Source organism: Yersinia aldovae 670-83 (genome assembly GCF_000834395.1).
Taxonomy (GTDB): Bacteria; Pseudomonadota; Gammaproteobacteria; order Enterobacterales; family Enterobacteriaceae; genus Yersinia; species Yersinia aldovae.
This window is the reverse complement of record NZ_CP009781.1, coordinates 352,813-368,610: the sequence shown is the minus strand read 5'-3', so window position 1 is coordinate 368,610 and position 15,798 is coordinate 352,813. Positions and strand designations below refer to the sequence as shown.

The following is a 15,798-nucleotide window of genomic DNA, read 5'->3' as shown; positions in this document are numbered from 1 at the left end:
GACGGTTTAAATAGACTGAGGTATTAGATGGAGAGTTGCTCAATCGTTTGTAAAATACGCTTATCCGATATTGGATAAGGCGTCCCGAGTTGTTGGGCAAACAGGCTGACGCGCAGCTCCTCAATCATCCAGCGCACTTCTTTTACCTCTTCATCCTGCTGGCGTTTGGGTGGCAACTTGGTGAGCCATTGCTGCCACATTTTCTGAATGTGTTCTACCCGCACCATTTGGGCGCGGTCACGATGAGGGTCCACCGCCAGTTTCTCCAGTCGGCGCTCTATGGCGCGCAAATACCGCAGCGTATCGGGCAGACGTTTCCAGCCGTTATTGGTCACAAAACCACGATAAATCAAACCACCAAGCTGTGCTTTGATATCCGACAGTGCCAGAGCCTGAGAAATATCAACCCGCCCTTTTAAACGTTTGTTGATACTAAATACCATCGTCAGGATCTGCTCAACCTGTTGCGCGATATCGACCACCGTATCATTCAGTTCGGCGCGAACTTTCTCCTGTAGACGCGCAAAATCCGCCTCCTGCCAAACCGGGCCACCATATTGCGCAACCAGTTTATCCACACCACAGGCGATACAATCATCAATTAAATCCATTACTTTGCCATAGGTATTAAAATACAGCCCCAGCTTGGATTTGTTCGGCAGTTTTTCGTGCAAATACTTGATAGGCGAAGGAATATTTAGCAGTAATAAACGGCGCGTCCCCTGCCACATCGCTTGCTGCTGCTGGGATTCGCTATCGAACAGGCGGATCGCCACACTGTCTTTCTCATCCACCAATGCGGGATAGGCTTTAACTTCGTAACCGCCACGGCGTTGCTCATAGCACACCGGCAAGTCACCAAAGCTCCAAATGTGCAGATCATTTTGTTCAATACCATCATCGGCAACTGCAGAAAGGGTTTCTTGTACTTTTTCCTGCAATTGTAACTTCAGTGCAGCAAGATCTTTGCCTTCTCGTAAGGTGCGATTTTTATCATCCAGTACCCGGAACGTCATTTTAAGATGGTCAGGCACTTGATCCCACTGCCACGTTTCTCGTGACACTGTCACGCCAGTCATGCGCCGCAGTTCGCGCTCCAGCGCATCCAGCAGGCCAGTTTCCAACGGTGTTACTCGCGCTAAAAATGCTTCAGCATAGTTGGGCGCAGGCACAAAATTACGCCGCACTGGTTTTGGCAGAGATTTGATCAGTGCGATTATCAGTTCACGGCGGATACCTGGAATTTGCCAGTCAAAACCCTGCTCTTGAATTTGGTTGAGGATTTGTAACGGTATATGGACCGTGACACCATCGGCATCCGTGCCTGGTTCAAATTGATAGGATAAGCGCAGTTTGATTGAACCTTGATACCAAAAATTGGGGTAATCCAATGGGTTAACTTTGTTCGCACCATCCTTGATAAGCATGGTTTTCTCAAAGTTAAGCAATTCTGGCTGTGTCTGGCTGGTTTTCTTCCACCAGCTATCAAAATGACGGGCAGAAATTACGTCACGGCCAATGCGCTGATCGTAAAAGTTAAACAGTGTTTCATCATCAACCAGAATGTCACGCCGACGTGATTTATGTTCCAGCTCTTCGACTTCTGCCAATAACTTGAGATTGGCACGGAAGAAGGCATGACGCGTCTGCCAATCCCCTTCCACTAAGCCATGCCGGATAAACAGTTCGCGACACAGCGGCGGATCAATCGGGCCATAATTGATCTTACGCTCCGCCACAATCGGTAAGCCAAATAAGGTCACTTTTTCGCAGGCCATGACCGCACCCTGCGCTTTTTCCCAATGTGGATCACTGTAATGGTGTTTCACCAAATGCTGCGCCAGGGGTTCGATCCATTCCGGTTCAATGCGCGCCGCAATGCGCCCCCACAGGCGGCTAGTCTCAACCAGTTCCGCCACCATCACCCATTTAGGCGGTTTTTTGAATAACCCAGACCCTGGAAAAACTGCAAAGCGGGCATTACGTGCGCCGGTAAACTCTTGCTTTTCAACATCTTTCTGGCCGACATGCGAGAGCAGACCGGTCAATATCGCGCTATGGACACTGCGATAATCCGCCACGACACTGTTAACCGGTATCCCCAGCTCTTTCACCACCTGACGCAGTTGCGTGTAGATATCCTGCCATTCGCGCACCCGCAGATAGTTAAGGAAATCACTGCGACACAACTTGCGAAACTGCGCCGAAGACAACGCTTTTTGCTGCTCTTTCAGATAATCCCATAAGTTAACAAAAGCGAGGAAATCCGAGTCTTTATCAGCAAAACGGCGATGTTTTTCATCGGATGCCTGCTGCTTATCCATTGGTCGTTCGCGAGGATCTTGAATCGAGAGCGCAGAAGTAATGATCATCAGCTCACGGACACTGCCGCTTCGCTGTGCTTCCAACACCATACGCGCCAACCGTGGATCAACCGGTAACTGTGCCAACTGCCGTCCTAACGGCGTCAGTTGTTGATGGCCATTACTGGCAGTTTGTATCGCCCCCAGCTCTTCCAGCAGGCGCACGCCATCCTGGATATTACGCTTATCTGGCGCTTCAACAAACGGGAATGCCGCAATATCACCCAAACCGAGTGAGGTCATTTGCAGAATAACTGACGCCAGATTGGTACGCAGAATCTCGGGATCGGTAAATTCAGGGCGAGAGAGGAAATCCTGCTCTGCGTAGAGGCGGATACAAATACCATCGGAGACACGGCCACAGCGCCCTTTGCGCTGATTAGCCGACGCCTGGGATACCGGTTCAATCGGTAAGCGTTGCACCTTGGTGCGGAAGCTATAACGGCTGATACGCGCCGTGCCGGGATCAATCACATATTTGATCCCCGGCACCGTTAGCGACGTTTCAGCCACGTTGGTCGCCAGCACAATGCGCCGCCCATGATGAGACTGAAATACCCGATTCTGCTCACTATTTGATAAACGGGCATACAGCGGCAACACTTCGGTATGTGGCAGATTTTGCTTCATCAGCGCATCGGCGGTATCGCGAATTTCACGCTCGCCGCTCATAAAGATCAAAATGTCACCGGGGCTTTCCCGCCCCAGTTCATCTACCGCATCAAAAATAGCTTGTAGCTGATCGCGCTCAACATCATCGGCGTCATCAACGACTGGACGGTAACGCACCTCCACCGGATAGGTGCGGCCAGAAACCTCAATGATCGGCGCATTATTGAAATGACGTGAGAAACGCTGTGGATCGATGGTTGCAGAGGTAATAATGACTTTCAAGTCTGGCCGTTTGGGTAATAACTCCCGCAGATAACCCAGAATGAAATCAATATTCAGGCTACGTTCATGAGCCTCATCAATGATCAAGGTGTCATATTGCAGCAGCAGACGGTCTTGCTGAATCTCCGCCAGTAAAATGCCGTCGGTCATTAATTTGACCAGCGTGTTCTCGCCAACCTGATCATTAAAACGGACTTTATAACCGACACAACCGCCGAGCGTCGTGTCCAACTCTTCGGCAATGCGGTTTGCGACGGTGCGTGCCGCCAGACGCCGTGGTTGGGTATGGCCGATCACCCCTTTCACGCCACGGCCCAGCTCCAGGCAGATTTTCGGTATCTGCGTCGTTTTACCGGAGCCGGTTTCACCGGCAACAATCACCACCTGATGGTCGCGGATGGCGTTATAGATATCCGGTTTCTTCTGGCTAACCGGCAAATTCGCAGGATAGGTAATTGCAGGGCAAGCGGCACGACGGCTATTGACCCGCTGCATGGCAACGCCAAGCTCTGTTTCGATTTCGCGGGTAAAGGCCGCCACGGCGTCGGGATCATTGATTTTTCGTGCGCCTTGCAGCCGACGCCGCATACGCTGTTGGTCACGGAGCATCAACTCACCAAGTTGGGTGGATAACGCTGCGAGCGAAGATTTCACGTTCAGTATTCCTTGTTACGATGCGGCTGCCACTGACAGTATCAGCCCAATGTTTTATGCTATTCGTCTGATTAGCTGACTTTTTTATTCATTGATAGACGATATGAACCGCTAATCTCATTCTGATTATTACTCATTTTTTATCGTATCAATCCTTATCGGATAGGGTAACACAGCCTCGCTTTACGCCGTAACCTAAGCCGTATTTCGGGCCTATTTTCTTCATTCAATAAAATCGAACAAAGAACGCAAATTATTGCGCTATCACTGGTTTAAAAATATGAATAAAGTGTATCTCATTGAAAGGGCGTATCGCCTAAGTCTCTGTTACCTGTTAAGGAATTACGATGAGCAAAGTTCTGGTTCTTAAATCAAGCATTCTGGCAACCTATTCACAGTCCAACCAATTGGCTGACTTCTTCGTTGAACAGTGGCAGGCAGCCCATGCCGACGACCAGATTACCGTGCGTGACCTCGCCGCTCAACCAATCCCAGTATTGGACGGTGAATTGGTGGGTGCCCTGCGCCCTTCTGACGCGGCATTAACGCCACGTCAACAAGATGCGCTGGCGCTGTCTGACGAGCTGATTGCGGAGTTGCAAGCCAATGATGTCATCGTCATTGCCGCACCGATGTACAACTTCAATATCCCGACCCAGTTGAAAAACTATTTTGACCTGATTGCCCGTGCTGGCGTGACATTCCGCTACACCGAAAAAGGCCCAGAAGGGTTAGTGACCGGTAAACGTGCCATTATCCTGACCAGCCGTGGCGGTATTCATAAAGATACCCCAACAGACCTGGTTGTACCTTATCTGCGTCTGTTCCTCGGCTTTATCGGGATTAGCGATGTTGAGTTCGTATTTGCCGAGGGTATCGCTTACGGCCCTGAAGTAGCGACCAAAGCACAGGCAGATGCGAAAGAATTACTGACTCAGGTTGTCAGCGCTTAATGAATCACTTTTGCGCAATGGCGGGTGTCTTCGTCACGCGCCACTGAAAATGACCGTGTATTACCCTCGTTTTACCCATAGTGTCATTTGATCATTGCGCGCCTTCGGGCGCGCTTTTTTCTGGCGGGTGCCGCGTTAAACGACGGCTTGCCTTGTCTTAACTCGCACGATTCGTTCCGCGTGGTCAGCGTCGCATCCACTGACCGTTAATGCCACGCACATATTCACCGGGAGCTGCGCGGTTAACCAGCTTCTGCCCTGCTAATTTGGCGACATCCTCGGTAGAGATATGGTTTTTCTGGGCGACTTCCTGATACTTCTCGGTTCGCGCAATATTGATCTGCTCCACCAACGCTAGCGTTTCAGCATCTTTTTTCACCGCCGCCAGATAACCGTTCAGCGTTTCCCCTACCCGGCCTTGCTGCTTTGCTTGCTCTAGTGTCAAGGCAAACGCCATTGAACTGAACAGCAGGCTGCCTGCCAAGGCCATATAACACACTATGGCACCAAACTGCCGCGATCTCGCACCAATCCAGGCTAAAATTTGCTTTGTCATATTGGCTCCCTAAAACAGATTGGATTGATTTTTCAGCAAACTTTCCACATCTTTGTCCACTTTGATCTGGATCTCATGCTCAATCTTGACGTTCATGTTGATAGTGATGGGTTTTTCAGGAGTCGCGACTTCAAGGCGTACACAGCCACTGAGCAGTAAAACACCCAGTGCTATCGCCATACGTTCCGCGGTTAAGCTCTTCATTCCTTGGTCCTCGCCGATGTTTTTGGTTGAGATAAATGGGCAGGTTGTAATGAAATGGCCGGTTGCGCTGAAAGCGTTTGTTGTAGCCATTCTTGTAAATTGTCGCCAAAACGCAGGCTACGCCAGAGCTGGAATACATTTTCCTGATGCTGGTAATTCAGTATTATCTCACGCTTATTATTTTTCTGCGTATTCACGCCATGAATTTTTGAACTGAGCGTCAAGTGGCCCAGGTTATCCAAGTCCACTTTGGCATAAGAATGATAAATCTCCATGTAGCGCAGCCAGTCAATTGCGGTGCCGGCCACCAGATTACTCTCACTGATCGAATTGGCCAGATCAGGGTCCAACCGCAAAGTCACCATGCCATCATTGGCAATCCAGCCATTGCGCACCAGCCATTGCGGGTTATTAAGGTAGAGCGGCAACTCACCATTCACTTTGCCTGACATAGCAAACTGCTTCGGTTGTAATACAGTAAACAGTGCGCTGAGATCGATGGCGTTTAGCTTCAACACTGCGGCATCATGTTGCGGCAAACGTAATGCCGACAAACTCATATGCCCATTGAGGATATCCATACCGACATTGCTTAAGGTTAACGGCGCACCTTCTGAGTAAGGGTAAGTCCCTTGCAAATCAGCGGTAATATTCTGCATTTCAAATAAGTTGTTAAGCGCAGCAATCCGCAGCATAACCGGTTCTTTCGCCCCCAACTGCCAGTGGTGATTTTTCAATCGGTAGGACATAACAAAGTCCAAACCACTCAGCTCGCCGTCTTTCAGCCACATCCCACCGTTCTTCACCACCCAGTGCCCACCGGCGGTAAAACCTTGCTCACGCGCGGCCGAGAATGCGGCCTGTGCATAGAACTCACCATCACGCAGTTTGATGCCAAGCTCTTTAGAGATAAGTGGCTGGAATACCATCAACGACTGTTTAGGCCACCAGCCCTCACCGCGTAAGCGCTCCCCATCCCAACGACCGCGCAGCGGGATAGGCCCGATAGTGTTGGCCTGTAACTGCCCCTGCCACAGAAAACTGTCCAGATCACGGCCATTGAGTTGCAACGAGAGCACCGCTGGCGGCAGATAACCCCCGCCATCACTGAATGCCACTTTCTTAGCGACCAATTCAAGACCGGCAATAAACGCCGGATGGTGGTTATCACGCTGCCAGGTCAACGGCTTCGTTAATGTCAGGCATGGTGCTTCGACTTTGACCAAGCCATATTGCAAGTGATCAAAACCGGTTGATAGCTTATCGACGGTGATCACCCTGTCGTGCCAACTCCCCTTGCCTGCCATATCCCAACGGGCAGCCAGCGGTGGCAGATCACCATTACCCCAATAACGCCATTGCCAGTGACCTTTATCGGGCCAGAACGCCTGCGCCTGACCATCCAGATGCAGATTGAAATTGCCCCAATAGCGGTCTTGCGCATCGACGATAGCCTGTAAACGCCCGGTAACCCCCTGCGCAGTGACTTTGACGCCAGCCAGCGGCCAGCGGGCATCTCTTATACGCAATTCAGGGGTCACATTACCATGCGCACGCAGCAACGCGCCCGGATACAGCACCCAGGTGGGGTTCAGCACCGAACCGCTGAACACGCCGGGAAGCGTGGCGTTCAAAATCATTCTTTCCAGATTCGCCTGCCCGCTGAGCTGGAACTTTAAATCACTGTTAATCATGCTCAGATTACCGGGACCAACGGTCAATACCGCATTGCCTTTGCCACTCTTACCGGAGGTGATCACATTGATGCGGGCATCAATCGAGGTCTGTTCCAGACCGTTATCCCAGTCATGTAAGGTCAGGTTAACCCCACCACTCAGGGGGTGCTGGCCGTAAGGCCATTGCCATTGCCCTGCCACAATCTGAATCTGATTGGTTGAAACCTGCCACGGAAAATAGGCCAGCGGTTGGCTGTCACCTTGCTCCGTCAACGTTAATACCCCATGCTGTTGCTGCCAGTTCAGGTTCAGCAACAATGGCTTAGAGAGATAACCGGTGGTCAATACCCCCGCCAGCGCACCTTGACTCGGCCAGTCATCCAGTGACAGCGGAACCTTGATCTTACCGCGCAGTTGGAAGGGTTGTGGCGTGCCGGGTACCGCAATAGAGAATTGATGTAAGTTAAGTTGCTGCTGCTCATCCAACGTGGCGGCAAAACTGAGCTGCTGGCCCTGATAGCGCAGTTCTTGTGTCAACTTACCTTTCGAAGAGAGCGTCAGTTTGCCGGCATATTGCTGCCACGGCGTTATCAGCAAATTGCCAATATTCAGATCCAGCCGCGATAGTTGTTGCTGCCAGTGAGCCAGGTCTTGCGGTGCGCTGTCAGCACTGGAGGGAAGCTGACTCAGGCAGGCAGTATCCAGTGCCACTTTATCAGCACCCAGTTGCCAGCGGCCCAGATGATAAGCCACACTCAGTTGGGAGATATTGGTTAGCGTGCAGCCCTGCGCCAGATAACTCAGTTGGTCAATACGCAGTGCGCCATCATGCCAAACTGGCGCGTGTGCCACTCTCAATTGAGTTCCGACGGGCAGCCAGTATTGCGCGACTTTGGGTAACCACTGAGGCAGGGTTTTCCATAATACCAGCAGAGAAATTACCCCTATCAATAACAACCAACCCACTATTTTTGCGCATTTAGTCATGACTTGCCTTGTTTTATCACCGACCGGACTCACGTTGTGCTTTAATCCCTGCAAGATACCATAATTGTTATTTATGGTTCATTGTCTCAAATTGTATGATTTATTCAAATATGCTAGATTGATCACATTATTTTAGCGGAGAAATCACGATGAAATTAGCCGTTTACAGTACCAAACAGTATGACCGTAAATACCTCGAATTGGTCAATAAAGATTTTGGCTTTGAATTGGAGTTTTTCGACTTTCTGTTGACCCCGAAAACAGCAAAAATGGCTGAGGGCTGTCAGGCGGTGTGTATTTTTGTCAATGATGATGGTTGCCGCGAAGTATTAACCGAGCTGGCCGCCGTTGGCGTTAAAATACTCGCTTTGCGCTGTGCGGGTTTTAATAATGTCGATCTGCAAGCCGCTAAAGAGCTGGGCATTCAGGTTGTCCGTGTTCCGGCTTACTCACCTGAAGCCGTAGCAGAACATGCTGTTGGTATGATGATGAGCCTAAATCGACGCATTCACCGTGCTTATCAGCGAACCCGTGATGCTAACTTCTCATTAGAGGGGTTGATCGGTTTCAATATGCACAACCGTACTGCGGGGGTGATTGGTACCGGTAAAATTGGTGTGGCCACCCTGCGTATTTTGAAAGGTTTCGGCATGAACTTACTGGCCTATGATCCGTTTCCAAGCCAACAAGCTCTGGAACTCGGCACTGAATATGTCGATTTGGATACCTTATACCATAAGTCGGATGTCATCTCGTTGCATTGCCCGATGACAGCAGAGAACCATCACCTGCTCAATAAACAGTCCTTCGATAAGATGAAAAAAGGCGTCATGATCATCAACACCAGCCGCGGAGGATTGATTGATTCTGCGGCGGCGATCGAAGCCTTAAAACAGCAGAAGATTGGTGCTCTGGGTATGGACGTTTATGAGAATGAACGTGACCTGTTCTTTGAAGATAAATCCAATGACGTGATTCAGGATGATATTTTCCGCCGCCTCTCTTCCTGCCATAACGTGTTATTTACCGGGCATCAGGCATTTCTGACTGAAGAGGCGCTGACCAGTATTTCTAACACCACAATGCAGAATATCGCACAATTGAAAGATAACAAACCTTGCCCGAATCTTATTGACTGATTAACTATCGCGTATCACTGATAGGGTGTGCAATAAGACACCCTATCAGGGTGCGGCTTATTTGTTATCCCCAAGACAGATTAATCCTGAAAACAGCCCCGTGCCGTTATAATAATCTGCTTATCAGTTATAATCCCCCGTAATTACCTTATCGTTAGATTTTGACAATAACGACACAACCACACCGCAGCAGGAGATAACATGAAGAAAATACTTCCCTTCGCCATCGTTGGCGTACTTCTTACAGGATGCGGTATGAGTCAATCCGGCAATGACACCACGCGCAGCGTGACTGAAAACGATCTGCTGCATCACAACTTTGTGCTGCTAAGTGTTAATGGTCAAGCCCCGCTAAAAAACCCTGCACCGAGTATTGAATTCGGCGAAAAAATGCATATTTCCGGCGCGATGTGTAATCGATTTATGGGCCAGGGTGAGCTGAAAGAGGGGGTACTTACTGCCAAAGGGCTGGCAAGCACCCGGATGCTGTGTGCCGATGAGCAGTTAAATCAGTGGGATGCACTAATTGGCGAAGCATTGGGCAACGGTGTAAAAGTGACCTTAAACAAGGGGCAGTTAACCCTAAGCAATAATGCTCATACGTTAATTTACCAACAAAAAGACTGGGTAAACTGATCTCGGTTAAACCTGTCTGCACGGCAGTATTTAATAATGCATTAAATACTGCCGTTTATTAACGCGCCGGACATGCTCCGCGCATTAATGCCCACTCTTCACAGCGTTTACCGTCTGGTAATTGGCACATCCCCACACTGCTGCCATTGAGTTGCCTGGCGAGGGTCAAAACGCCGCCCGCATTGGCGCAATTCACTGATGCCGGGTTTGACATATTCAGGTTGTGATGCGTGCTGGCACTGGTCGCTTGTTGTACTGGCTCATCGACATCAGCACGGTTCGATGCGGTCGTTGGATCATTGCTGCTACAAGCGGCTAAAAAGAATACTGCGCCGCCTGCCAACCAAGATAATACGTTCATTCTTCTGCTCCGGCGTGAGAAATATATAAAGTTATTGTCTTAGAAAAACAGTACGGATGATCCGCAAAAGTCTTATATAATATCGGTTACAATTAAAAGACAACATAAATAAGCGCCAATATGATAATTTAATTTAGCTTAAGTCAGGGCGAGTAGCCTGCTGACCAGGTTATTTTTACGTTTAAATTTCGTGCAAAACAAATGAGCTAATATTAATCGGATAGATAATCATATACCTATAGTGCGAACAAAAATAAAAGGAAATAATTATGATCACGGATTTATTGCTACGAATTGCCCTTGCCGGGGCGCTGGGTGGGTTAATTGGTATTGAGCGCCAGTTACGTGCAAAAGAAGCAGGATTGCGCACACACATTCTGGTGGGTATCGGTAGCGCTATGTTTATGATTGTTTCCAAGTATGGTTTTGAGGATTTATTGATACTCGAACACGTCAGTTTTGATCCGAGCAGGGTCGCCGCACAGGTGGTTAGCGGCATGGGGTTCCTTGGTGCCGGTACGATTATGATCCAAAAACAGATGGTTAAAGGGCTAACCACCGCGGCAGGAATGTGGGTCACGGCGGCAATCGGCTTAGTGATCGGCAGTGGCCTGTATGAGATTGGTATTTATGGCACGTTAATGACATTGATCGTATTGGAGATCTTCCGCCAGTTAAGTAATCGCCTGCTCGGGCAACACTATTATATATACATCAAACTGTTACCGGAAAGTGTGCCACAGGTATTGGTTGCACTACAGAAACTGCGCCTGCGGCCCATTAACCTCTCCGTGACGCAAAAACGTGACGAAGACGATTCTGATTGTGATCTCTCAATGGACGTGACGTTGTCACCAAGAAAAAGCGTGGATCAGGTATATGAAAAGTTACTGGCTATTGATGGAATACATCAGTTAGATATTAAGTAGCGGGTTCATTCTCCCCACTACCCACAATTAATTATAAATATATCCCTAAAGCCATTGGCGTGGCAGGTAGGCAGCAAACGAATATATCCCGATGAACTCACTAAAGTCAGTGATTCGGGTAAGCGAGAGCCGCCCCCTACAACGCCAAGTAAGCAGAATATATTAGTGCATCGGCGTCTTGGACAGCAGATTAATCACCATGACGCCGGCCACAATCAATGTCATGCCTAAGATAGCAGCCCAATCCAGCTTTTGTTGATACATAAACGTTGCCGCAATAGAAACCAAAACAATCCCCAATCCCGACCAAATAGCGTAAGCGATCCCCAGAGGCATGGTTTTAACCACTTGAGAAAGCCCCCAGAAAGCAATGCCATAGCCAATCACTACCACGCCCGAAGGCACTAACCGCGTAAAACCATCAGATGCTTTTAGCATGGTGGTAGCCACCACTTCAGCCACAACTGCCATCATTAAATAAGCAAAACCGCTCATTGTTAATCTCTCCTTATCAACATCGGACCGGTATTATGCCCACGCATAATGCAATATTCATTAAATCAATCTCACAATTATTTTACAAACTCACTGATTTTGACTGTGTTACCCAACGGATGTCCGAACAACGTAATAAATAGTTTTCTAATTGTAATAATTATTATCCGAATGCTCGCTATATATCCTAAACCCGCCTAACGGCCTTATTTTGTACCCATTATCGGTTCACCGCTGCCACACAAACGCGATAACTGACAAAAGTACCCTCTGCTAGAATTTCTCTATTAGTTCAAATAAATCGTGAGCCATCAGAGACCTTCATTACTACTTTTCCGATTAATGAGAAACGGCCTCTGCTTGATAAGCAATGTGAAGGTATAAATTAATGATTACAACTGACGGTAACAGTGCTGTCGCTTCTGTGGCTTATCGTGCCAGTGAAGTGATTGCTATCTACCCTATTACCCCCAGCTCCACGATGGCAGAGCAAGCTGATGCATGGTCTGGCGACGGTAAAGTGAATATCTGGGGCGATGTGCCACGCGTGGTTGAAATGCAGTCGGAAGGCGGCGCTATCGCCACGGTGCATGGTGCGTTGCAAACCGGCGCGCTATCAACCTCTTTTACCTCTTCTCAGGGATTATTGTTAATGATCCCGACCCTGTACAAGCTGGCGGGCGAACTGACCCCCTTTGTGCTGCATGTGGCCGCCAGAACCGTGGCAACCCATGCGTTATCTATCTTCGGTGACCACTCTGATGTAATGGCGGTGCGCCAGACCGGTTGCGCCATGCTGTGTGCCAGCAGTGTGCAGGAAGCACAGGATTTTGCCTTGATTTCTCAGGTGGCAACCCTTAATAGTCGTATTCCATTTATTCATTTCTTTGATGGTTTCCGTACCTCTCATGAGATCAATAAAATTGTGCCGCTCAGTGACGACACACTGCGTCAGCTACTGCCACAAAAAGGCATAGATGCCCACCGCAGCCGGGCGCTGACACCAGACCGGCCGGTAGTGCGCGGCACATCGGCTAACCCGGATACCTATTTCCAATCCAGGGAAGCGACCAATCCTTGGTATAACAGCACTTATCAGCATGTCGCCGCTGCAATGCAGGCGTTTGCCCAAGCGACTGGCCGTGAATATCAGCCTTTCGAATATTACGGCCACCCACAGGCTGAGCGCGTTATTATCTTGATGGGTTCGGCGATCGGCACCTGCGAAGAGGTGATTGACACCTTGCTGACCCGTGGCGAGAGAGTCGGTGTACTGAAAGTGCGCCTGTTCCGCCCTTTCTCCGCCGAACATCTGTTAGGTGTATTGCCACAGTCAGTAACCAAAATCGCCGTACTGGACAGAACCAAAGAGCCAGGGGCCTTGGCCGAACCGCTCTATCTTGAGGTGATGACCGCGCTGGCTGAAGCCTACAGTCGAGGTGAACGCGCCACATTGCCCAAAGTGATAGGTGGCCGTTATGGGTTATCCTCCAAAGAGTTTGGCCCCGACTGCGCACTGGCTATTTTCAAAGAGTTATCCCTGGATTTGCCGCGTGCGCGCTTTACTGTTGGCATTTTTGATGATGTAACCGGTTTATCGTTACCGCTGACCGATGAGACAATTGAGCAACGCGCCACACTGGAAGCCCTGTTCTATGGCCTGGGCAGTGATGGCTCGGTTTCTGCCACCAAAAATAACATCAAAATTATCGGTAACAGTACACCTTTGTATGCGCAGGGTTATTTTGTTTATGACTCGAAGAAGGCCGGCGGCCTGACGGTTTCTCACTTACGTGTCAGCAAGACGCCGATCAACTCAGCCTATCTGATTAGTCATGCCGACTTTGTCGGTTGTCATCAGCTACAGTTTATTGACACCTACCAAATGGCTGAACGGCTGAAGCCCGGCGGTATTTTCCTGATCAACTCCCCTTTCAGCGCCGATGAAATGTGGCAACGCCTGCCGCAAGAAGTTCAGGCAGTGCTGCATCAACGCCAGGCCCGCCTGTTTGTGATTAATGCGGCTAAAATTGCTCGCGAATGCAAACTGGGTGCCCGTATCAATACCGTGATGCAGATGGCGTTCTTCCATCTCACCCAAATCTTGCCAACGGCAATGGCCCTTGAGCAACTTAGAGCCGCCATTGACCGCAGTTACCGCAATAAAGGGCCAGAAATTGTTACTCGTAACTGGCAGGCACTGGATGCCACCCTGGATGCGTTGGTTGAAATCCCGCGGCAACCGATTAATGAAAACAGCCCGATGCGGCCACCGATCGTCTCTGATTTGGCCCCTGATTTCGTCAAAACCGTTACCGCCACCATGTTGGCGGGTTTAGGTGATGCCCTGCCGGTATCCGCTTTCCCACCGGATGGCACCTGGCCGGTCGGCACCACCCAGTGGGAAAAACGCAATATTGCCGAAGACATTCCCATCTGGCAGCCTGACCTTTGTACGCAGTGTAACCACTGTGTCGCGGCCTGCCCGCACTCGGCAATTCGTGCCAAAGTGGTTCAACCCGCGGCCATGTCCGGTGCGCCGGACAGTTTGCAATCGCTGGATGTCAAAGCGCGTGATATGCGCGGCCAGAAATACGTATTGCAAGTGGCCCCAGAGGACTGTACCGGCTGTAATTTGTGTTATGAGGTCTGCCCGGCCAAAGATCGCCAGAATCCAGAAATTAAAGCGATTAACATGAAGCCGCGTCTGGAACATCTGGCGGCAGAGAAAGCGCATTACGATTTCTTCCTCAAATTGCCAGAGATCGATAAAACTCAAATCGAACGTATCGATATCCGCACCTCACAGTTAATCTCGCCGCTGTTTGAATACTCAGGTGCCTGCTCCGGCTGTGGTGAAACGCCGTATATCAAGCTGTTGACCCAGTTGTATGGCGATCGGCTATTAATTGCCAATGCCACCGGTTGCTCATCAATCTATGGCGGCAATCTGCCGACCACACCGTACACCACCAATGCCGATGGCCGTGGCCCGGCGTGGGCCAATTCGCTGTTTGAAGATAATGCCGAGTTTGGTTTGGGCTTCCGCCTGACGGTCGATCAACATCGCCAGCGCGTAACCCGTTTGATTAATCAATTGGCACCCCAGTTACCGGCTGGACTGGTCAGTCAGTTAATCAATCAAGCTGCCACGCCAGAAGTGCGGCGCGAGCAAGTAACACAACTGCGTGAGTTATTACGCGCTATCCCCGGCAACGATGCGCAACAACTGGCAACCGACGCCGATTATCTGGTGGATAAGTCCATTTGGCTGATTGGTGGCGACGGTTGGGCTTACGATATCGGCTTTGGTGGGCTGGATCATGTACTTAGCCTGACAGAAAACGTCAATGTGCTGGTGCTAGATACCCAGTGCTACTCCAATACCGGCGGGCAGCAATCAAAAGCAACACCACTGGGGGCGGTCACCAAATTTGGTGAACACGGCAAACGTAAAGCCCGCAAAGATTTAGGCGTCAGCATGATGATGTACGGTCATGTGTATGTGGCTCAAATCTCCCTCGGTGCGCAGCTCAACCAGACGGTCAAAGCGATTCAGGAAGCAGAAGCCTACCCCGGCCCGTCACTGATTATCGCTTACAGCCCTTGTGAAGAGCACGGCTACGACCTGGCTTACAGCCACGCGCAAATGAAGCAATTAACTGCCACCGGATTCTGGCCATTATATCGCTTTGATCCACGTCGCGCTGATGAAGGTAACGTGGCGCTGACATTGGATTCACGCCCACCGAGCAGCGACCTGACCACCACACTGCTCAATGAGCAACGCTTTCGTCGGCTCAATAGCCAAGAACCGGAAGTGGCCGCACAATTATATGCGGATGCCGAGAAGGATTTGAAAAAACGTTATGACTTCCTGAGCCTACTGGCAGGGAAAGCAGAGATTGCCCGCTCAGAGTGAAATTGAATTAAATAAATCATCAAGCCAGT

General features: G+C 49.8%; 11 protein-coding genes. 5 read left to right on the top strand and 6 right to left on the bottom strand.

Annotation, left to right across the window (positions count from 1 at the left end):
* Window positions 1–23 precede the first annotated feature (23 nt).
* Window positions 24–3,911 carry an ATP-dependent RNA helicase HrpA gene (hrpA, locus tag AT01_RS01755; RefSeq protein WP_071841473.1) on the bottom strand — a complete coding sequence of 1,296 codons (3,888 nt, stop codon included), beginning with the start codon at window positions 3,909–3,911 and terminating at the stop codon, window positions 24–26.
* Between the two features lie 347 nt (window positions 3,912–4,258).
* Here hrpA and azoR point away from each other — a divergent pair, with 347 nt between their 5' ends.
* Complete coding sequence (azoR, locus tag AT01_RS01750; RefSeq protein ID WP_042545832.1) at window positions 4,259–4,864, top strand: FMN-dependent NADH-azoreductase; 606 nt, start codon at window positions 4,259–4,261, stop codon at window positions 4,862–4,864.
* Between the two features lie 184 nt (window positions 4,865–5,048).
* On the opposite strand, the gene AT01_RS01745 is transcribed toward azoR, so the two are convergent.
* Genes AT01_RS01745 through AT01_RS01735 form a run of 3 tightly spaced genes read right to left on the bottom strand, consistent with a single transcriptional unit; the run spans window position 5,049 to window position 8,287 of the window.
* Window positions 5,049–5,420 carry a YdbL family protein gene (locus tag AT01_RS01745; protein WP_042545831.1) on the bottom strand — a complete coding sequence of 124 codons (372 nt, stop codon included), beginning with the start codon at window positions 5,418–5,420 and terminating at the stop codon, window positions 5,049–5,051.
* Between the two features lie 9 nt (window positions 5,421–5,429).
* Window positions 5,430–5,624, bottom strand: a complete 195-nt coding sequence (locus AT01_RS01740) for a YnbE family lipoprotein (protein WP_042545830.1) — start codon at window positions 5,622–5,624, stop codon at window positions 5,430–5,432.
* Window positions 5,621–8,287, bottom strand: coding sequence for a YdbH family protein (locus AT01_RS01735; protein WP_042545829.1), 2,667 nt, complete (start codon window positions 8,285–8,287; stop codon window positions 5,621–5,623). Before AT01_RS01735 ends, AT01_RS01740 begins: the two co-directional genes overlap by 4 nt.
* A gap of 149 nt (window positions 8,288–8,436) precedes the next feature.
* Here AT01_RS01735 and AT01_RS01730 point away from each other — a divergent pair, with 149 nt between their 5' ends.
* Window positions 8,437–9,426: a 2-hydroxyacid dehydrogenase gene (locus AT01_RS01730; RefSeq protein ID WP_004702106.1), complete on the top strand. Its 990-nt coding sequence runs from the start codon at window positions 8,437–8,439 to the stop codon at window positions 9,424–9,426.
* Window positions 9,427–9,627: 201 nt separating this feature from the next.
* On the top strand, window positions 9,628–10,062 hold the full coding sequence (gene hslJ, locus AT01_RS01725) for a heat shock protein HslJ (protein ID WP_042545828.1): 435 nt from the start codon (window positions 9,628–9,630) through the stop codon (window positions 10,060–10,062).
* A 58-nt stretch (window positions 10,063–10,120) separates the two neighbouring features.
* Here hslJ and AT01_RS01720 read toward each other — a convergent pair whose 3' ends face one another.
* On the bottom strand, window positions 10,121–10,423 hold the full coding sequence (locus tag AT01_RS01720; RefSeq protein ID WP_004702110.1) for a putative hemolysin: 303 nt from the start codon (window positions 10,421–10,423) through the stop codon (window positions 10,121–10,123).
* 269 nt (window positions 10,424–10,692) lie between these two features.
* On the opposite strand from AT01_RS01720, the gene AT01_RS01715 reads away from it, so the two are divergent.
* Window positions 10,693–11,352: an MgtC/SapB family protein gene (locus AT01_RS01715; RefSeq protein WP_042545827.1), complete on the top strand. Its 660-nt coding sequence runs from the start codon at window positions 10,693–10,695 to the stop codon at window positions 11,350–11,352.
* Between the two features lie 162 nt (window positions 11,353–11,514).
* On the opposite strand, the gene AT01_RS01710 is transcribed toward AT01_RS01715, so the two are convergent.
* Entirely contained in the window at window positions 11,515–11,847 is a 333-nt protein-coding gene (locus tag AT01_RS01710; protein ID WP_042545826.1) for a DMT family transporter, read from the bottom strand.
* Between the two features lie 388 nt (window positions 11,848–12,235).
* Here AT01_RS01710 and nifJ point away from each other — a divergent pair, with 388 nt between their 5' ends.
* Entirely contained in the window at window positions 12,236–15,769 is a 3,534-nt protein-coding gene (gene nifJ / locus AT01_RS01705) for a pyruvate:ferredoxin (flavodoxin) oxidoreductase (protein ID WP_042545825.1), read from the top strand.
* Window positions 15,770–15,798 lie beyond the last annotated feature (29 nt).